The 20,780-nt window shown below is 33.4% G+C and carries 13 protein-coding genes; 10 read left to right on the forward strand and 3 right to left on the reverse strand.

The annotated features are described in order from the left end of the window. Position 1: 1 nt before the first annotated feature. Together A5893_RS04320 and A5893_RS04325 are read left to right on the forward strand one after the other, a co-directional pair. A complete protein-coding gene (locus tag A5893_RS04320) occupies positions 2-1,252 on the forward strand; it encodes a competence/damage-inducible protein A (protein ID WP_068821293.1) in 1,251 nt (416 codons plus the stop codon). A gap of 331 nt (positions 1,253-1,583) precedes the next feature. Next, a complete protein-coding gene (locus A5893_RS04325) occupies positions 1,584-2,972 on the forward strand; it encodes a dihydrolipoamide acetyltransferase family protein (RefSeq protein WP_068821294.1) in 1,389 nt (462 codons plus the stop codon). Between the two features lie 190 nt (positions 2,973-3,162). On the opposite strand, the gene A5893_RS04330 is transcribed toward A5893_RS04325, so the two are convergent. The 3 genes from A5893_RS04330 to A5893_RS04335 form a co-directional block, all read right to left on the reverse strand. Further along, the gene (locus A5893_RS04330; protein ID WP_068821295.1) at positions 3,163-8,754 is read right to left on the reverse strand and encodes an alpha-2-macroglobulin family protein; all 5,592 of its coding nucleotides are present in this window, start codon (positions 8,752-8,754) and stop codon (positions 3,163-3,165) included. 104 nt (positions 8,755-8,858) lie between these two features. After that, positions 8,859-9,023, reverse strand: a complete 165-nt coding sequence (locus A5893_RS17630; RefSeq protein WP_157687418.1) for a hypothetical protein — start codon at positions 9,021-9,023, stop codon at positions 8,859-8,861. Between the two features lie 49 nt (positions 9,024-9,072). Further along, on the reverse strand, positions 9,073-9,546 hold the full coding sequence (locus tag A5893_RS04335) for a C40 family peptidase (protein ID WP_157687421.1): 474 nt from the start codon (positions 9,544-9,546) through the stop codon (positions 9,073-9,075). Positions 9,547-9,743: 197 nt separating this feature from the next. On the opposite strand from A5893_RS04335, the gene A5893_RS04340 reads away from it, so the two are divergent. From A5893_RS04340 to A5893_RS04375, 8 genes are all read left to right on the forward strand, one after another. Further along, positions 9,744-10,472 carry a (Fe-S)-binding protein gene (locus A5893_RS04340; RefSeq protein WP_068821297.1) on the forward strand — a complete coding sequence of 243 codons (729 nt, stop codon included), beginning with the start codon at positions 9,744-9,746 and terminating at the stop codon, positions 10,470-10,472. A 123-nt stretch (positions 10,473-10,595) separates the two neighbouring features. Beyond that, a complete protein-coding gene (locus A5893_RS04345; RefSeq protein WP_068821298.1) occupies positions 10,596-10,898 on the forward strand; it encodes a hypothetical protein in 303 nt (100 codons plus the stop codon). 143 nt (positions 10,899-11,041) lie between these two features. After that, entirely contained in the window at positions 11,042-12,970 is a 1,929-nt protein-coding gene (gene thrS / locus A5893_RS04350) for a threonine--tRNA ligase (protein WP_068821299.1), read from the forward strand. A 26-nt stretch (positions 12,971-12,996) separates the two neighbouring features. Further along, the gene (gene infC / locus A5893_RS04355; protein WP_082911315.1) at positions 12,997-13,539 is read left to right on the forward strand and encodes a translation initiation factor IF-3; all 543 of its coding nucleotides are present in this window, start codon (positions 12,997-12,999) and stop codon (positions 13,537-13,539) included. A gap of 30 nt (positions 13,540-13,569) precedes the next feature. Beyond that, the gene (rpmI, locus tag A5893_RS04360) at positions 13,570-13,770 is read left to right on the forward strand and encodes a 50S ribosomal protein L35 (protein ID WP_068821300.1); all 201 of its coding nucleotides are present in this window, start codon (positions 13,570-13,572) and stop codon (positions 13,768-13,770) included. A 72-nt stretch (positions 13,771-13,842) separates the two neighbouring features. Then, positions 13,843-14,187, forward strand: a complete 345-nt coding sequence (rplT, locus tag A5893_RS04365) for a 50S ribosomal protein L20 (protein ID WP_068821301.1) — start codon at positions 13,843-13,845, stop codon at positions 14,185-14,187. A 237-nt stretch (positions 14,188-14,424) separates the two neighbouring features. Then, positions 14,425-19,770 (forward strand): T9SS type B sorting domain-containing protein, encoded by a 5,346-nt coding sequence (locus tag A5893_RS04370; RefSeq protein WP_068821302.1) that lies wholly within the window; start codon positions 14,425-14,427, stop codon positions 19,768-19,770. Then, positions 19,770-20,714 (forward strand): PorP/SprF family type IX secretion system membrane protein, encoded by a 945-nt coding sequence (locus A5893_RS04375; RefSeq protein WP_068821303.1) that lies wholly within the window; start codon positions 19,770-19,772, stop codon positions 20,712-20,714. The genes A5893_RS04370 and A5893_RS04375 overlap by 1 nt, the downstream gene beginning before the upstream one ends. Positions 20,715-20,780 lie beyond the last annotated feature (66 nt).

The raw sequence follows: 20,780 nt of genomic DNA on the forward strand, positions 1-20,780 counted from the left end.
TATGCAAGCAGAGATTATTACCATTGGTGATGAAATATTAATTGGCCAAATAGTGGACAGCAATTCGGCTTGGATGGCAACTGAATTGAATAAGATTGGCATCAACGTAAAACAAATTACCTCTGTTTCTGATAATGAAAACCATATTCTAGAAGCTTTTAAGGAAGCAGAAAGTAGAGCTGATATCATTTTGATTACAGGTGGCTTAGGTCCGACAAAAGATGATATTACCAAAAAAACAATGGCTAAATATTTTGGCTCTAAAGAAATGGTAATTGATGAGCCAACTTTAGAAGTTGTAAAGAAGATTTTTGCCAAGTACAAAGCTCCATTACTTGATGTAAATATTGACCAAGCCAGAGTACCAGATAATTGTGAGGTTTTATTGAATGAGCAAGGAACAGCACCTTGTATGTTGTTTAGAAAGGGAGCTAAAATTTTTATTTCTATGCCCGGTGTGCCTTATGAAATGATGAATTTGATGAGCACTAAAGTAATTCCTTTGATAAAGAAGGAATATGAACTACCTGCTATTTATCATCAAACCATATTAACTGCTGGTGTTGGAGAATCTTTTTTAGCCGAAGAGATTAAAGATATTGAGGAAGCGTTACCACCATATATTAAATTGGCTTATTTACCGAAATTAGGTTCAGTAAGGTTGAGGTTAAGTAGCACAAGCCATGCGGATGAAAATATTAAAAAAGAAATAAATGGTTTCATAAATCAGATTATAGATAAGATTCCAAAATATTGGGTTGCTAAAGAGGATATACCGATTGAAAAAGTAATCCTAAATTTAATGATGGAAAACAACCTCACACTTTCTGTTGCTGAAAGTTGTACAGGCGGTTCAATTTCTCAAGCTATTACCCAACATGCTGGCTGCTCAGCTGTATTTGCTGGTGGAGGAATTGTGTATTCTTACGAGTTAAAAACCAAATTATTGGGGGTGAATCCTAAAACTTTAGCAGATTTTGGTGCGGTAAGTGAAGAAACGATTAAAGAAATGGTAAAAGGAGCGTTAAATAATTTTAGTACCGATTATGCCATTGCAGTAAGTGGGATTGCTGGCCCAGATGGAGGAACTGAAGATAAACCCGTTGGTACAGTTTGGATTGCGGTAGCAAACAAAGATAAAACAGTGACTAAGAAATTCAGTTTTGGTAATAAAAGAACTCAAAATATTGAAAGATCTGTAATGGCAGCTTTTAATTTATTGTTTAGACTTTTGAAGGAGAATGTCGTTTAGGTTTTTAGGTTTAAACTAAATTAATTCTGAGAAAAAACGTTACTGGATCACTAAATTGATAGTAAGCGTTAACGATAGGAGCGATATCCTTTTTTTCTTTTTCTGAAAAAAAGATTTAGTGGATAGCGTGTTAAAACGCCCAAATTTAATTTTATCCTAAGTATCTTTTTTACAAATTAATAAGATACTTAAATACCCAAATTCATAACTAACAGAACAAAATAAACCTAATAGAAGTTTATAAACTCAAAACCAATTCAAAATTTTAATTTCATAATCCTGCAAAAAAGGGATATATTATTAATTTTGTTAAAATCATAAAATTAAAAACATGGCTCAGTACGAACTATTATTACCAAAAATGGGAGAGAGTGTTGCAGAAGCAACGGTTATTAGGTGGGAGAAAAATCCTGGAGATAATATTGCCATTGATGATACGATTTTAGAAATAGCGACGGATAAAGTGGATTCTGAAGTTCCATCGCCTGTTTCTGGGAAAATGGTTAAGCATCTTTTTAATGAAAATGATGTTGCCCAAGTTGGTGATGTGATTGCAATTATAGAAATTGAAAGTGATACAGCAGTTGCGGAAGAAGTTAAAGACGCCGAACTGGAAAGTCTAGAAAAAGCCACAGAAATTCCTTTTGTACCAGAAGAAAAAGAAGAAACAATAGAAGATAAAGTTGAGGAGGTGAAAACTGAAGAAACTGATGAAGTTAAACAACCAAATAATTTTAGCTCTTCAGATCGTTTTTATTCGCCTTTAGTTAAAAGTATAGCTCAAGAAGAAGGAATTAGCGTCGAGCAATTGGATAATATTAAAGGTTCTGGAAGTGAAGGAAGAGTTACTAAGGATGATTTGCTAGATTTTATCAGTTCTAAAAACAATAATAACTCACAAACTAAAGATCAAATAAACACTACTAGTTCTCAAGAACCTGTCGAATCTAAAAAACAAGAAACTCCAGCTACTGAACCTGCAAAAGTAGTGCAGCCAGTTGCCAAAAGCGGAGGAGACGAAATAATTGAGATGGATAGAATGCGTAAACTGATTGCTGATCATATGGTAAGCAGTAAGCAAACTTCGCCACATGTTACTTCATTTATAGAAGTTGATGTGACCAATATGGTGAATTGGAGGAATAAAGTGAAAACAAGTTTTGAGAAAAGAGAAGGAGAAAAAATAACATTTACCCCAATTTTTGTAGAAGCTGTTGCTAAAGCGCTAAAGGATTTGCCAATGGTAAATGTTTCTGTAAAGGGAAGTCAGATTATTAAGAAAAAAGATATCAATATTGGTATGGCTACGGCTTTACCAAGTGGTAATTTAATTGTACCGGTTATAAAAAATGCTGATCAGTTAAACCTAGTTGGCTTAACAAAATCTGTAAACGATTTGGCTAGAAGATCAAGAGCAAATAAATTATTACCCGATGAAGTACAAGGTGGTACTTTCACAGTAACTAACCTTGGTACTTTTGATAATACAATGGGAACACCAATTATTAACCAACCCCAAGTTGCCATTTTAGCAGTTGGTGCTATTAAAAAGAAACCTGCTGTTTTAGAAACTGAATATGGCGATGTGATTGCTATTAGACATTTAATGTACCTTTCTATGAGCTATGATCACCGAGTTGTAGATGGTTCTTTAGGCGGAATGTTCATTAAAAAAGTTGCTGATAATTTAGAGCAATGGGATGTAAATAGAGAGATTTGATTTAGGTTTTTGAGTATTGAGATTTTAGTATTGGGTATTGAGTCTTGAGACTATTATTTATATAATCCTTAATCATCGCTTCGCTAAAGACTAAGGATAGATTATTAAAACTTACGAAGTTTCAAAAACTTCGTAAGTTTTACAAGTTTAAAGCTCTTTGCTTTGAGCTTTTTGCTTTATGCCTTTAGCTCTACTTCACAACCTCCACCCACTTTCCTGTATTCACTGCAGAAATATCATTGTCATACATCGCTTCACAACTTACTGAAGGAAGATAAAACTTCCCTAAATAAGCAGCATTCAACAATACTTGATACGTTAAACTTTGTCTTGGATTGATGTTAAAATAAGTCAAAACCCGATCATCTCTAATATCACGATAAGTATAATCAGAACTTGAATTTTCACCATCATTATCATTTAATCTGGTATTAATAATTTCCCAACCTGATGGAAAAATTTGGGTTAACGCCATTTGTTCATAAACACCTCTTTTGCCAGGATTATTGATAGTTACTTCGGCTACAAAATCTGTTCCTTGTGAAATCGAAGTTGGGTCTATTAACCTTCCGTTTAAAGTTTTATAAATCACATCCATTGATAATGTTTCTGGATTATTATTTTGTGGAGGATTTTGACCTTGAGGAGGTTGCCCTTCTCTTATCACTCTTACATACAATAAGTTATCCCCTTTATTTTGGATTTTGATATTTGCATTTCCGCTTTTAAAATCTACCGGAATTCGCTCTAAATAAGTATTTGTACTTACGGACTTTGTTACACCATTTATCGCGTAAGCAAAGTTTAATTTAGAGCCATCTTTATTAACTCCGCAATATTTTGCGATTGCAATTAAGGAATAAGCGGTTGTTTGAGTGCTATACCAACTTTCCTGAGATAATTTAGCAGCGATAGATTTTACCAAACTTAAAGCTTGGGCTTTTCTGCCCATTTGTGTCAAGGTTTCTAAAATCATGGCTTCATCCCTTAAATTAGAACCAAAAGTATAACCCATTTGTTGATAAGGTTTGATTTCCAAACTTAATCCTTTAATCATCTGAGATGCAACTCCTGTTTGCCCAATTAAATGATAAGCCGCAGCTAATCTCCATTTTGCGGCATCAGAAAGATATTGGAATTCTCTTAATCTATTCATCGCACCAATCTCAGGCGATTTTGCCAGTGCTAAAAGATATAATCTGTAAGCTTGCGTTAAATCTCCACCATAAAAATTACTACTATTTGGTGTGTAAGAATTGGCTTGTCTACTTTGGTAACGTTTCCAGTTATCTAAAATTCCAACTGGCATTTGATAACCTTTTTTCTGTGCTTCTAACAAGAAATGTCCTGCATAATTTGTTCCCCATTCATCGGCTTCTCTATAGCCTGGCCAATAGGAAAAACCACCATCTTCTGTTTGAAAAGTCCTCAATTTATTGATTCCAGCTTTAATATTTCTTTCAACTTGTGCTTTTTGCGAACCTCCTAATTCTGTCAGTTGGTTTAAAACTAACTGTGGAAAAATAGCAGAAGTAGTTTGCTCAACACATCCATGTGGATATTGAATTAAATAATTTAAGCGCTTAGTCAAATTCATAGCCGGAATACTAGAAATTTCTAGCTGAGCTGTATTTGTTCCATAAATCCCAATAGGTTGAAAAGAACCTGACCAGCTGCTTTTTGCATTAATTTCAGTAGCGTCTACTTTTGTGATAAATGGATTTGGATTTCTGATGTCCATTTCCACATCATATTCTGCTTTTTCATTTCCGCTTTTGGCGATGATTTTAACCTTTGCGATACCGATTGCATCTTTTACATTGATATCGGCGAAAGCCATTTTCTCGCCTATTTCTGAAAAAGTAATTACCTGTTTGCTATTTGAGGAAGAAAGTAAGCTGCTTGTTTGGATCTCTAAACTCACATTTTTGATGTTTTTATCCATCGCAAAAACAGTAATTGGGAGTTTAAAAGTTTCTCCCGGACCTGCAACTCGTGGTAAAGTGGCCAAAATCATCAAAGGTTTTTTTACCTGAACGCTTTTTTCTGCATAGCCATAAGCTCCATTTTGCCCAGCAACAACCATCGCCCTAACAGCACCAATATATTGCGGTAATTTAAATTGATGAGTTGCTTTTTGTCCAGCTTTTAAAGTAAACGGACCCATATATTTTATGATTGGTTTAAAACGATTTGCCTTTGCAGGATCAACATTCCTATTGATATTTCCATCGCCACCGATGCTTAAAATACGAACTAAATCGCCGCCCCAAGCTCCAATTACATCATCAAATAAATCCCATGTTTTAACGCCTAAGGCTTCCCGAGCATAAAAACTACTGTGCGGATCAGGGGTTTTAAAACGTGTCAAATCTAGCAAGCCCTCATCAACAATCGCAATGGTATAAGTCATGGCTTTTCCATTGGTTTCGCTTACGCTGATATTGTTATTTACTTCTGGTTTAATTACAGAAGCCATATTAATAAATGGTTTCAGAATGGTTTGCGGATCTTCTACTAAAATTGGAATAACACCGTACATTCTAATTGGTAAGTCATTAATGGTTTGCGAATGAGGTTGTAGCATGGTTACATTCACAAAAATATTAGGTGCCATTTCCTTTTCTACCTCAAAAGAGAATTTGGTTTGCCCTTGAGTAGTTTTAACCCAAAAGGTTTTTAAAACTTTACTGCCTGTTTCTATGCTTATTAATCCTCTTCCGTTTGCGCTACTTGGTATGGTCAAATTAACTTTCTCGCCGACTTTATAATTGTCTTTATCTGCAGTAAAAGAAAGCATCGCCGCATCTGTTGGGTTGTTTTGTTGTTCCCTTTGTTGCCATCCCGGCCAATCAATATAAACCGTTTTTCCGGTAGTATGTCCGCTGCTTAAATCTTTTATCCTCACTAAATAACGTCCCCATTCAGGTTCATTAATCCTTAATTTCCATTTTCCTTTTCCGTTTGTTAATTGTACGGTTTCCTTTTTTAGTAATTGATTGTAGCGATTTTGGGTAAAATTAGAAAGCGCACCTTCTTGCTCATCCCACCACCAACGCCATTCAATTTTATATAATTCTACTTGTACGGCTTGCTGTCCTCGCAACAAATTGCCTTTATTATCAACGTTTGCAATATCAATATAATGGTCTTGTCCGGTTACCAACAAGCCTGAAAGTTTTTGTCCTTCTGGCGTTTGTATGCCAACATAAGTATCATAAACATGATATGGCATAGAAAAATTATCGATGCTAAAATTCCCACCAGGTTCAAAAACCTTGGTCATAAATGTGGCTTTCAAAACACCGGGTGCACTTTCTGTTGCACTTAAATTTGCATCTATTGTTGCTTGTCCGTTTTCATCTAAATTGCCTTCAAAAACAGTTTTGCTTTCGGTTTGGAAAGCAGTTGTAGGGTCATCAAAAGTATAATTCTCTAAATTTTTGAATGTAGTTGTTGATGGAGACAAAGTAGCATCTACCTTTGCTTTTAGGTTTTTTGCAGTTGCACCAAATAACCATTTGGAGGTTAAAGTACCTCTGTTATCTCTGCCTTTTCCTAATTCTTTTGCACCGTTAAAATCTAAATTGATTTTTAAACGGTTAGGCATAATGGTCTCAATCTTAATAGATTTCGTAAATGTGGCACCGCCAACTTTAACTTTTGCCAACCAATTACCAGTTGGTGCACCATTTTCGGTTTTAAAATGGAAACTGTAAAAGCCATTGATGCCTTTTGAGGAAATTAGTTTTTTATTGAGTTGATTTTGAGGGTTATATAGCTCAAAAATTACTGGTAAATCCTGAGGTAAAGCTTTTAATTTATCCTCTAAAATAAAGCTGACATAAACGGAATCACCTGGTCGCCAAACGCCACGCTCTCCATAAATAAAACCTTTAATACCATTTTGTACAACATCACCACTTACATTAAAACGGCTAAGTGGGAGGGAAGAACCATCGTCTAATTTTAGAAAATTTCTGTCGTTACCTTTTTTTGCAAGCAATAAAAAAGGTTTTCGTTTGGTATCAAATTTGGCAATTCCATCACCATCTGTGGTTGCCGTTTGAATGATTTGATTTTGATAATCTAATATTTTAATTTCTACACCGCCCATTGGGTCAGTTGTTAAAATATCGGTTGCAAAAACCATTACAGAATTATCATTTCCTCTTTTAGTGATCAAACCAATGTTAGAAGCAATGATATTTCTTGAAACCCATCTTTCTTTATTATAATAGGAAGGCGTACAAGGATTGTCTTTTTCATCCCAATTATAACCTTGTGGATAATAAGAATTATAGCGCTGCCAAAAACTATCATCCTCGTCTATATTTTCACTACCGTAATAATCTTCTTCGTAACCATCGTCCTCATTACTATTTTCACTTTTGATATTTCCATCGCAACCATAAAGCGAATATTCTTTTCTAAAACCAATAGTTATGCGATACATCGCTCCGGGTTCTGTCTTAATCAACCGATCAATATCTAAAGCAAAACGATTTTTCTTTTTTAGATCGATGGATTTATCATCATCTAAACGGATGGTTTTTTCAACAACTGGTTTTCCTACTCTTCGCAAATCATTTTCACCATTTCGCTCATTATTTTGTAAAAATTGTGGAATGTTATTTTCATAAATTTTAATGATGCTTACATCAACCGCTTTTAAATTAATAGCATCAAAAGGATAAGTTAGTTTCCCCGAATCAGGAATAATCGTCCCTTTACTTGGGATCGTTATGTTTGGCTCTACATTCTCAAAATTGACGTTTGCATTAACCGGTTTTTGAAGCTTCTTACCAATGATATTTTCTATTCCTTGATTTACGTTTACCGCATAATTGCCTAAAAACTTTTCAGAACCATAAACTTTAACTTCACTACCTTCAATTGTAAAACTAGTTTCAGAAATATTACTAATACTTATTAAACCAGCCAAATCTTGGGCAACCATCACGGGATTAGAAAACTGAACTAAAACATATTGTTCTGGTTCTTGCATTGCTTTCACATCTAAAACTTTAAACACTCCATTTGCCGGAAGTTCAAACTTTTTGTTTCCTTTTACATCGGCATTTATAGCATCACCGTCCCAGGTTAAATCTAAATTCTGGTCGGTTTTACTCATTTTTAAACTATCAATGGTAAAGCTAGAAACCTGTGTTGTAGGATTATGTATCCATTTTATTTTTGTCGATTTATCACTATAAGTTGCATGTAATAGTTTTTCTATTTCTTTAGGAATTTCTTCATCAGAAGTGTAAACATTTCCGGTAAGCTTAAGATAATCTAAAGAGGAACTATTTATCGATTTTAAACCGTTAAATTCTACTTTAAACGATGGTTTGATGACTTGAAAACTGAAATTAAATTCAGCCAATTCTAATGGAACTTCTGTTAATTTTTTAAGATTTAAAGTAACGTTATAATTTTTTCCAGGTTCTAAATCTTCTTTGGGAGTAAAACTGATAGTTCTTTCATCTGTCCAAACGGCAGAACCATTAATGCTGGGGCTAAAGTCTAAAATATCATCCTTCAATGCCTCGTTAATAGCATGTAAACCTTTAACTTCCCCAGCTAATTGAATCCTAATACTTGCTTTTTTAGAAATAGTACCAGAAGTATATGCCTCAATATATTTAGCATAAGCTGGATTATTTTCATCATTCTGCTGTTTATTTAAACTGAAATAAACAATAACAGCAATAACGATGATACCTAATGCGATTAATGATGCAGTAAGGATCCGTTTTTTAGATGAAAAACTAGATGTCATGATACAGATTTTTGATTTACCAAATTAGACAAATGTTCCTGAAGTTTATGAAGATTTAAACTTTGGGTCAAAAACTTGTTTTTAATACAAAGTTTGTGATACAATTAAGGTTGTTCTTCTTTGTTCTTCTGTAAATCTATTTCGGTATTTTGTTGGTTAAGGTTTTCGGCAAAAGATTTTTTATCCTTTGCATTTTTCTTTAAGTAAAAAAATAAAAGGATAATTAAGATAAAGACAACTAGTAAAATAATTAGGATATTTATTTCCATGGTATGTTTTTAGGCAAAGTAGCATTTTAATGTTAACATAAGGTCTGTTTCATAAAATCCTGATCACCTTAACAAATCTACCTTGATAATATTTATTTAAAGGCGTTGTAGTTACACCATAATCTTTTCCAGAAGTAGAATGGATGAATTCTATTTCATTATTTTTGGAAATAATGATGCCCATGTGTCCAACATTTCTTATGGTGCTATCCGTACCGGTAAATAAAATCAAATCACCTGGTTTAACATTATTCCATTCTATTTTTTTACCGTAATTAGTAAAATCTACAGAGCTTCTTGGCACCTTAATATTAAAATGATTATAAACAGATGTGATAAAACCCGAACAATCTAAACCTACATTAATATCTGTAGAGCCATATTTATAAGGAACACCTATTAAAGTTTTAGCATAATCAATAATTTGGTTTGGAAGGGGTTTAGAGATTGTATCTTTTTGTGAGATGGTTTCTTTTGAATCAATTTGAGATTGAATAGCAATAGAATCATTAATTGTTTTCAATTCTATTTTTTTACTCTTGTTTCCTGTACAATTGGAAAAAAGGTAAACAAAGGAAATAAGGAATATTTTAATCATAGACTGTTAAATATAGGATTTTAAGATGAGTAACAAATATTAACAAAGCCTTTTCAATATTAGTCCCTATTTGCAAATCAAATTTCTATTTTTGAAACTTATCTCAGCAGAAACACAATTAAATGAATGTAGAGCTTTTTATTCCTTGTTTTGTCGACCAACTTTATCCAACAACCGCTGCAAATACAGTAAAGGTTTTAGAAAAAGCGGGTTGTAAAGTGATTTATAATCCAGAACAAACTTGTTGCGGTCAGCCTGCATACAACGCCGGTTTTTGGGATGAAGCAAAAGAAGTTGGAACTAAATTTCTGAATGATTTTTCTGAACAAAATTATATCGTTTCTCCATCAGCCTCTTGTACCGGGATGGTTAAAAATGGCTACAACGATTTATTTTTTAATACCGCTATTCATAACAAATGCAAAAGCATTCAAGGTAATATTCATGAGCTTTCCGAATTTTTAATTAACGTAGCTAAGAAAGATTATTTTGGTGCTGAGTTATTAGGAAAAGCTGTTTATCACGATTCTTGTGCTGCTTTAAGAGAATGTAAAATTAAAGAAGAACCAAGGTTACTTTTAGAAAAAGTTTTAGGTTTAGAGATTGTACCTATGAAGGACCAAGAAGTTTGCTGTGGTTTTGGAGGCACTTTTGCGGTAAAATTTAGCGGTATTTCTAGTGCTATGGCAGAGCAAAAAGTAATGAACGCTTTAGATGTTGGTGCCGAATATATCATCTCTACTGATGCTTCTTGTTTATTACAATTACAGGCTTACATCGTTCAAAAAAACCTCCCAATTAAAACGATGCATTTAGCTGATGTTTTGGCTACAGGATGGGGCAATGTTTAAGTTTTATAACTTTAAAACGAAATTTATCTGATATCGATTGACTTAACTTTTCAAAAAACTAATTCTAGAATTGAAATTTAATTGATATTCTGAAATGACGATTTTTAATTCAAACATTTAAGCATGAGAAAATTAGAGCCATACTTATTTTTATCTGGTATTTTAATTCAATTTTATTTTCTGATATCATCTATTTATGCAAGTAACCTGAATTTAGTTTATGAAGAAAAGCAAAATAGTTTTGTGAAATTTTGGCCTTTTTTTAATGATCCTTACCATATAGTATTTCTAGTTTTTATTATAACCATCGGTTTAGTTTCTCTAATAATATATAATATAGCAACGTCAAACAATACATTACTTAAAAAGGCATTTCTAATTGTTGAAAGTATATTTATGGCTTGGGTAGGTTTTAGCCTACTTTAAAATTGAATATCGCTTGCTAAAGAAATCCTTCTCAAACTCCACTCAACATTCTAAAATTTCTCGTATTTTTGCACCTCACAAAAAACACTCATTTGTATGGGTGTGAATTAATAAATTTTTACAACTTATAAATCATATCGTAGATGATTAAAATTACACTTCCCGACGGTTCTGTTAGGGATTATGACAAAGGAACCAATGCGCATCAAATTGCGCTCTCTATCTCAGAAGGCTTAGCCCGTAACGTTTTAGCTGCCGAAGTAAACGGTAAAGTAGTAGATTCTTCTCAATCTATTGAAGAAGATTCATCGGTTAAATTATTAACCTGGAATGATACCAACGGTAAATCAACTTTTTGGCATTCTTCTGCTCATTTACTAGCCGAAGCTTTAGAATCTCTTTACCCAGGCACAAAATTTGGAATTGGGCCAGCTATTGAAACTGGTTTTTATTACGATGTTGATTTTGGCGACAGAGAATTTTCTTCTGATGATTTTAAAAAGATCGAGGATAAATTTTTAGAACTTGCTCGTACAAAATCCGAATATGTTAAAACAGCTGTTTCTAAAGCTGATGCTACAAAATACTTTGAAGAAAAAGGAGATGAATACAAGCTTGATTTGATCAAAGATTTAGAAGATGGTAAAATCACTTTTTATACTCAAGGTAACTTTACAGATTTATGCCGTGGTCCACATATACCAAATACAGGTTTCATCAAGGCAGTAAAACTGATGAATGTTGCAGGAGCATATTGGCGTGGCGATGAAAGTAGAAAACAACTAACTCGGATTTACGGAGTTACTTTCCCTAAACAAAGTGAACTGACTGAGTATCTTCATATGATTGAAGAGGCTAAAAAACGTGATCACAGAAAATTAGGTAAAGAATTAGAACTTTTTACTTTTTCTGAAAAGGTAGGAATGGGTTTACCAATGTGGTTACCTAAAGGAACTGCTTTAAGAGAAAGATTAGTCGGATTTTTACAAAAAGCACAACAAAAAGCCGGTTATGAACAAGTAATTACACCGCATATTGGGCACAAAAATTTGTATGTAACTTCTGGCCATTATGAGAAATATGGAGCTGATGCATTTCAACCGATAAAAACTCCGCAGGAAGGAGAAGAGTTTTTTCTAAAACCGATGAACTGCCCTCACCATTGTGAGATATATAAATTTAAACCTCGTTCTTACAAAGATTTACCAATCCGTTTGGCAGAGTTTGGGACAGTTTATAGATACGAACAAAGCGGAGAATTACATGGTTTAACTCGTGTAAGAGGATTTACTCAAGACGATGCTCACTTATTTTGTCGTCCAGATCAAGTAAAAGAGGAATTCAAAAAAGTGATAGATTTAGTACTTTATGTTTTTAAAGCTTTAGGTTTTGAAAATTATACTGCACAAGTTTCTTTACGAGATCCTCAAAACAAAACCAAATATATTGGCTCTGATGAAAATTGGGAATTAGCTGAGGCTGCCATCATTGAAGCCGCTGAAGAAAAAGGTTTAAGTACAGTTGTAGAGTTAGGTGAAGCGGCTTTCTATGGACCAAAACTAGATTTTATGGTTCGTGATGCTTTAGGAAGAAAATGGCAGTTGGGAACAATTCAGGTAGATTATAATTTGCCTGAAAGATTTGAGCTGGAATATACTGGTAGCGATAACCAAAAACATCGTCCTGTAATGATTCATAGGGCACCATTTGGATCTTTAGAACGATTTGTTGCGGTTTTAATTGAGCATTGTGCAGGAAACTTTCCATTATGGCTTACGCCAGAGCAATTTATCGTTCTACCAATCTCAGAAAAATATGAAGAATATGGTAAAAATGTTTTGGATTCATTAAATAATTCCGATATTCGCGGCTTGATTGACTTCCGCGACGAGAAGATTGGTCGAAAAATTAGAGACGCCGAGGTCAAGAAAATTCCTTTTATGCTTATTATAGGGGAGAAAGAGATGCAGGATGGTACGGTTTCTGTAAGAAAGCATGGCGAAGGTGATATAGGAGTGATGAGTATAGAAGAGTTCAGCAATCATCTTCAAAAAGAAATTTTAATTAACTAAAAGGGAGGCCGATTATCAGACCAAAATTGAATCCGAATAGAAGCAGAAGAACCACAGAACCAGCTCATAATATCAATAAACGTATTAGAGCTAGAGAAGTAAGGGTAGTAGGCGAGGATATAGAGCAGGGAATTTACCCTATTGAAAAAGCGTTGGCAATGGCAGAAGAGCTAGATCTTGACTTGGTTGAGATTTCTCCAAACGCCGTTCCACCAGTTTGTAAAATTGTTGATTACAACAAGTTTGTTTACGAGCAAAAGAAAAAACTTAAGGAAATTAAGTCAAACGCTAAACAAACCGTAATTAAGGAAATTAGATTTGGTCCTAATACTAGTGATCACGATTTTCAATTCAAATTAAAACATGCCGTTTCATTTTTAGAGAATGGAGAGAAAGTAAGAGCTTATGTTCACTTTAAAGGTAGAGCTATCGTTTATAAAGAGCAAGGTGAAATTTTATTATTAAAATTTGCACAAGCCTTAGAAGACGTAGGAAAAGTAGAACTATTACCTAAATTAGAAGGTAAAAGAATGTTCTTAACAGTTGCGCCTAAAGCAGGAAAGAATTAATATAAACAGGTTAAAACAAAAAGCATTATTATGCCAAAAATGAAAACCAATTCCAGTGCAAAAAAGCGTTTTTCGCTTACTGGAACAGGTAAAATCAAGAAAAAAGGTGCGTATAAAAGCCACATCTTAACAAAAAAATCGACAAAGCAAAAACGTAACTTAACTAAAACCAGCTATGTATCTGATGGTGATTTAGGAAATGTTCAACGTATGCTTTGCATCGGAAAGTAAATAATTATTAACCAGGGATTGGGTTTAAGCATTCCGCTAGCGGATTCACCTCTTACCAAAAACAATTAAATTATGCCACGTTCGGTTAACGCAGTAGCGTCAAGAAGAAGAAGAAAGAAAGTCCTAAATATGGCCAAAGGCTATTGGGGATCAAGAAGCAAGGTTTTTACCATTGCTAAAAATACTGTTGAAAAAGGTTTACAATACGCCTTTAGAGATAGAAAAGTTAAGAAAAGAGAATTCAGAGGTTTGTGGATTCAGCGTATTAACGCTGCTGCTCGTGAGCATGGAATGTCTTACTCTCAATTTATTGGAAAAGTTGCTGTTAAAAATATCGGCTTAAACCGTAAGGTTCTTGCAGATTTAGCAATGAATCATCCAGATGCTTTTAAAGCAATAGTTGATGCAGTAAAATAAATAATATTCTGTTTTAGGAAAACAAAAAAAGGAATCCAAATTTGGATTCCTTTTTTTTTGAGTATAATTTTTTGGTTATCAACATTATAATATAATATGTTCATAATTTTAAAACTCCACATTTTAACCTTTATATATTTTTACTCAAATAAATTTCAGTAACTAAAAGTTGATTTTAAGAAAAACTTTTAAAACAGTATATGCGTAAACAAACAATCCTCCAGATCTATTAATTATATGCCCTCAGTAAAACGTTTAGTTTTAATTACTTTCTTAAAAACGGCAATAATTATTAATTTCTTAGTTTTTAATTCTTTTATTTCAAAAGCACAAAATAACCAATCAGATTTATTTTTAAGTTTAAGTTCAAATACAGCAATTGCACAAGTTGGAGACAATGTAAGTTTTACAATTAATGTTAAAAACAATGGATTTTCTAATGCATCAAACGTTAGAATTACAGATGTTTTGCCTTCCGGTTTTACTTTTGTTAGCGCAAATCCTAATCAAGGTAGTTTTAACAATCCAATTTGGACTTTAGGAAATTTTCCCGTTAATGCTACAGCAACAATTACAATTGTTGCTAAAGTAAATCCATTTGGCAATTATGCCAACACAGCTGCAATAAAAGCAGACGAACCAGACCCAAATCTAAACGATAATTTCGCTAAAATTTCTATTGGAGTAATTAGGGCTATTGATGACTACGCCTATGTTAATGCAAATTTTAGTGGTGCAGTTATCAATAATATTTTAGTGAATGATTTTATTAATGGTACCTCAGCAGATATTTCTAAAGTCAATATCGTTCAGGTTTCTACAAGTAATCCAGAAATTAATATTGAGACTGGAACAGGGAAAGTAACAGTTAATAATTCATTACCAAGTGGTAATTATAATTTAGTTTATAAAATATCAGATAAAAATAATCCTTTGCTTTCTAGTACTGCAAATATCAATATAAGTATTAGTACAAATAATCAAGGGAATATAGATGCTCCAATATTGGCTACACATGATGCTGGTCAAGTTCCAGAAATTACTGGGGGAATAGCCGTAGCGAATGTTTTAGCAAATGATAAAGTTGCAGGACAAGCAGCAACTTTGGCAAACGTTAATTTAGAGTTTGTTTCTAGCTCAAATCCAAATATTACTTTAGATGTTTCTTCTGGGAAGGTTATTGTCGCCCCAAATACTCCTGGCGGACCATACATTCTAAACTACAAGATTACAGATAAAAATGATGTTTCTATTTCTGCGATAACCTATGTTACCGTTAATGTTTCTGGGACTGGCTCATTAGACTTAAATGATGATTTTGGTAGTGCAAATAGTATAACTGGAGGAATAACTGTTCAAAATGTTTTGCAAAATGACTTGTTAAACGGCTCTGTAATAAATATTGTAGATGTAAGTTTAACCAAACTTTTTTCTAATAGCCCTGGTATTGATTTAGATTTAAACACAGGATCAGTAAGTGTTGCAGCGGGAACTCCGAATGGATTTTACACCTTAACTTATCAGGTTTCTGAAAATTCAAATCCTGCAAATAAAGGAGCGGCTGATGTAATTATTACAGTTACAGGTGGCCCAAATTTAATAAAAGCAAACGAGGATAATTGTACAGCAAACGGCACAACTGGAGGGATTGCATTGGAAAACGTTCTCGCAAATGATGATTTTGGTGGAGCTCCTCCTCTAATTAATCAAGTCAATCTTTATCAGGTTTTTTCTAATAATTCGGCAATTAATTTAAACTATAATACAGGACAAATAATAGTAAATCCCGGCACAAAAAATGGATTTTATACTATAACTTACGTAATTGAAGATAAAACAAATAATGCCTTTTCTTCATTTGCAGATGTAATTGTTGAAATTAATGGTGGACTATCACAACTCATTGCAAAAGAAGATGCTGGTTCTGTTTATGGAATATCCGGAGGCATTGCAGTAAATAATATTCTTGCTAATGATGATTTAGAAGGGCATATCCCCGTATTATCAGAAGTTATATTAACTCAAATTTTCACTAATAATATTGGAATTAGCTTAGATGTTAATACAGGACAAGTTATAGTTGCGCCAGGGACTGCAAATGGAGTTTATACTTTAGCTTACAATATAGAAGATAAGCTAAAACCAGAAAGCACTTCTTATGCCGATGTTATTATTACAGTTACAGAAGGAAATGTTAACATTTTGGCTAATCCAGATAATGGTAATGTTGATGGAGGATTAGGAGGAATTGCGTTACAAAATGTTCTAGCTAATGATTTTTTTAAAGGTGCAGTTCCACAAATTTCTGATGTTAATTTGTTGGAAATAAACACCGATAATCCTGGAATACATTTAAATCTCAATAATGGGGCTATAAATGTTGCTGCAGGTACACCACAAGGAATATATACCCTAACTTATAGTATTTCAGATAAACTTAATCTAAATGATGTTTCCACAACTACGGTAACCGTTACGGTTAATGTTACACCCTCTATTATTGAAGCAAATGAAGATAAAGGAACTGTAAATGCATCAGGTGGTTTAGCTGTTTTTAATGTTTTAGCTAACGATAAATTGAATGGTAAAGCACCTCTAATTTCTGAAGTGAAAATATCTCAATTATTTACAAATCAACCTAATGTAGTTTTAGATTCAAGTACAGGGAATGTTACGGTAGCACCAAATACGCCAGAAGGTTTTTACACAGTTACCTATCAGATAGAAGAAAGATTAAACACAGGAAATACTGCTTCAGCAGATATAATTATCGAAGTCAATAATGATGCTTCAGTGATACTGGCCGTTGATGATGCTGGACAAATTAATAATGCCGGTGGTGTAGTAATACAAAATGTAATGATCAACGATTTATTAAACGGAGCACCTGCAAATTTATCAAATATTGATTTAACACAAATTTCTTCTGATAATGCTGGTATTAGTTTAGATGTTAATACAGGTATTGTTAATGTTGCTGCGGGTTTACCTTTCGGCGATTATATCCTAAAATATCAAATTACAGATAAAACAACTTCAAATTCTTCATCAGAAGCTACAGTAAGAATAAAAATTTTTTCAAACTCTCCAATTGCAGTTGACGATGCAGGAAGCGTCAATGGATTTAACGGAGGCGTCGTGGTTAATAACGTTGTTGTAAACGATAAATTTAAAAATGCTCCAGCCTTATTTAATGATGTTAGTTTAAGTCAAATTTCAACGACAAACTCTAACATTACTTTAAACCCAACTACAGGTCAGGTAAGTGTTGCTCCAAACACACTAGCAGGAACTTATACAATAATTTATAGACTTGCGGATAAACTTAATTCAAATGATTTTTCTAATGCAAATGTCTTGGTTACGGTAAACGCACCAAGTATTTCTGCTTTGGATGATTCCGGAGCAATCAATGGATTATCTGGGGGTATTGTAATTAATAATATTTTGATTAACGATAGTTTTAATGGAGTAACTGCGACTTTAGCAAATGTCAATATTTCCCAGATTACTGTAAATCCAAATATCAATATTGATGTAGCGACCGGAAAAGTAAATATTTTACCGAATACTCCAGCTGGAATTTATGTCATCAATTATCAGATTACTGATAAAATTAATCCGTCTAACTCGGCGCAAGCCAAAATAACCATTACTGTTACTGCTCCAGCAATTCTAGCGACAGATGATGCAGCTTCAATAAACGGATTTTTAGGAGGAGAAGCAATTGCTAATATTTTGGTAAACGATAGTTTTAATGGAGTAACTGCAACTTTAACAGATGTTAAAATCTCCCAAATTACAGTAAATCCAAAAATCAGTATTGATGCAGCGACAGGAAAAGTAAATATTTTACCAAATACTCCAGCTGGAATTTATATTATCAATTATCAGATTACTGATAAATTAAATCCGTCCAATTCGGCGCAAGCAAAAATAACCATTACTGTTACTGCTCCAACAATTTTAGCCACAGACGATGCAGCTTCAATAAACGGATTTTTAGGAGGAGAAGCAATTGCTAATATTTTGGTAAACGATAGTTTTAATGGAGTAACTGCAACTTTAGCAAATGTTAAAATCTCCCAGATTACGGTAAACCAAAACATCAATATTGATGTAGCAACAGGAAAAGTAAATATTTTACCAAATACTCCAGCTGGAATTTATGTCATCAAATATCAAATTACAGATAAAATAAATCCGTCCAACTCGGCGCAAGCCAAAATAACCATTACTGTTACTGCTCCAACAATTTTAGTCACAGACGATGCAGCTACAATAAACGGATTTTTAGGAGGACAAGCAATTGCTAATATATTGATTAACGATAGTTTTAATGGAGTAACTGCAACTTTAGCAAATGTTAATATTTCCCAGATTACAGTAAACCCAAATATCATTATTGATGTATTAACAGGAAAAGTAAATGTATTAGCAAATACTCCAGCTGGAATTTATGTTATCAATTATCAGATTACAGATAAAATAAATCCGTCCAACTCGGCGCAAGCCAAGATAATAATTACTGTTAAGCCAAGATCGATTTTAGCAGTTGATGACGCTGCAACAGTAAATGTTTTAACAACAACAATTGCAATTGATAACATCCTAGCCAATGATTTTTTGAATGATCAGGCAACCAATTTATCGAGGGTTAACATAGTAAATATCAACCCTAATAATCCAAATATTTTAGTTGATGCAGCTACGGGAAAAGTAACTATTTTGCAAGGCATATTAGCTGGAATTTACACCATCAATTATACGATTGAAGATAAAGATAATCCCAGTATAAATTCTACAGCAAAAGTTTTAATTACTGTTAATCCATTATCAAAACTTGGAATTTCTAAACTGGCAGCTTTGTCCAAAAAGCAAATAAATGGTTCTTTTGATGTTACTTATACTTTAAACGTTAAAAATCACGGTAATACGCCATTAAATGATATTGGTATTCAAGATGATCTAACAAAGACTTTCGTCGGTTCTGTGGTCTTTAATATTGTAGGAACTGTCAATGCTACAGGAACTTTAAAAGCGAATCCGTTTTATAATGGAAAATTTGATGTGCAGCTTTTATCTCCCGGTAGCACATTAATTCCAAGTCAAACAGAATCTATATCTTTTACTGTAAACGTAATCATTACACAGCCTGCCGATTCCGTTTTTTATAATATTGCAACTGGTTTAGCAAATAGTTTGGGAGGAAATGCCGAAGATGAATCTACAAATGGAATAAATCCTGATCCAAATAATGATAATAATCCATCAGAAAATGAACCAACTCCCATTACCTTAATAGGTTCAGACTCGAAATTTCCTGCAGGGTTTTCTCCTAATAATGATGGGGTACATGATAAATTTGTAATAGAAAATACAGCAGGTAAATTGGTGAGTTTAGAGGTTTACAACCGTTGGGGAAATGTGGTTTATAAAAATGAAGATTATAAAAATGATTGGACCGGAATTGCTAACAAAGGAGTAATTATTGGACAGGATTTGCCAGACGGTACTTATTATTACGTGGTGATAGTGGATAGGAAAGATAAATATGTAAAGTACTTAACCATAAAGAGATAATGAAGTTAAGAACTATAAAAAAGCTTTTTTTTGTGTTGATGTTTCTCGCATTTGGACAAAACATTTTTGCCCAGCAAGATGCCATGTATACGCAATATATGTTTAATACTTTGGCTATCAATCCAGCTTATGCGGGTAGCCGAGATCTAATTAGTGCAACTGCCTTGGCTAGAAAGCAATGGGTTGGTATTGATGGCGCCCCACAAACTCAAACTATTTCTATTGATGGTCCAATTGGCGATAGTAAAGTGGGTTTAGGTTTACAAGCTTTTAATGATAAAATTGGGATTACACAAACTACAGGAATTTATGGTACCTACGCCTACAGGTTAATGATGGAAAACTCTACTTTAGCTTTTGGCATTCAAGGTGGCGTTAGTCGTTTTTGTGCTAACTATGCAGGAGTAGATTTAGGTAGCGATGGTTTGCCTGATGCGGCCTATTCCGATAATGTAACTAAGTTTCTCCCAAATTTTGGAGCAGGAATTTATTTTAATACCGATAAATTTTATGCCGGTTTATCTGCACCACATTTATTAAATAACTCTTTAAATACTGGACAAAAACTGGCAGGTGATAAATTTATTGCAAGACAATACATTCATTTATTTTTTACTGCTGGTTATGTTTTTGATTTGAGTGAAAACATAAAATTAAAACCAAATTTATTATTAAAAGGGGTTAGGGGAGCTCCTTTAGAGGCAGACATTAATGCAAATGTTTGGCTTTACGATTTATTCTCTGTAGGTGTTTCTTACCGTACCGAAGCTGATATTTCTTTTCTTACAGAAATACAGATAAACAAAAACATCAGATTGGGTTATGCTTATGATGCTAGTACTACAGGATTAATCAAATATAATTCTGGTAGTCATGAAATTATGTTGAGGTATAACTTCGCTAAGGAAAATAGTAGAACAATATTGAATCCAAGGTATTTTTAGGGTATTGATTTAAACTATAAAATTCTGATATTCATATAGTTTTGATTTTTTATTTTAAATTTAACC

The organism is Pedobacter psychrophilus, from assembly GCF_001652725.1.
Classification (GTDB): domain Bacteria; phylum Bacteroidota; class Bacteroidia; order Sphingobacteriales; family Sphingobacteriaceae; genus Pseudopedobacter; species Pseudopedobacter psychrophilus.

Coding starts and splice junctions, on each gene's coding strand:
- A5893_RS04320 (WP_068821293.1), top strand. CDS start 2: ATGCAAGCAGAGATTATTACCATTGGTGATGAAATATTAATTGGCCAA.
- A5893_RS04325 (WP_068821294.1), top strand. CDS start 1,584: ATGGCTCAGTACGAACTATTATTACCAAAAATGGGAGAGAGTGTTGCA.
- A5893_RS04330 (WP_068821295.1), bottom strand. CDS start 8,754: ATGACATCTAGTTTTTCATCTAAAAAACGGATCCTTACTGCATCATTA.
- A5893_RS17630 (WP_157687418.1), bottom strand. CDS start 9,023: ATGGAAATAAATATCCTAATTATTTTACTAGTTGTCTTTATCTTAATT.
- A5893_RS04340 (WP_068821297.1), top strand. CDS start 9,744: ATGAATGTAGAGCTTTTTATTCCTTGTTTTGTCGACCAACTTTATCCA.
- A5893_RS04345 (WP_068821298.1), top strand. CDS start 10,596: ATGAGAAAATTAGAGCCATACTTATTTTTATCTGGTATTTTAATTCAA.
- thrS (WP_068821299.1), top strand. CDS start 11,042: ATGATTAAAATTACACTTCCCGACGGTTCTGTTAGGGATTATGACAAA.
- rpmI (WP_068821300.1), top strand. CDS start 13,570: ATGCCAAAAATGAAAACCAATTCCAGTGCAAAAAAGCGTTTTTCGCTT.
- rplT (WP_068821301.1), top strand. CDS start 13,843: ATGCCACGTTCGGTTAACGCAGTAGCGTCAAGAAGAAGAAGAAAGAAA.
- A5893_RS04370 (WP_068821302.1), top strand. CDS start 14,425: ATGCCCTCAGTAAAACGTTTAGTTTTAATTACTTTCTTAAAAACGGCA.
- A5893_RS04375 (WP_068821303.1), top strand. CDS start 19,770: ATGAAGTTAAGAACTATAAAAAAGCTTTTTTTTGTGTTGATGTTTCTC.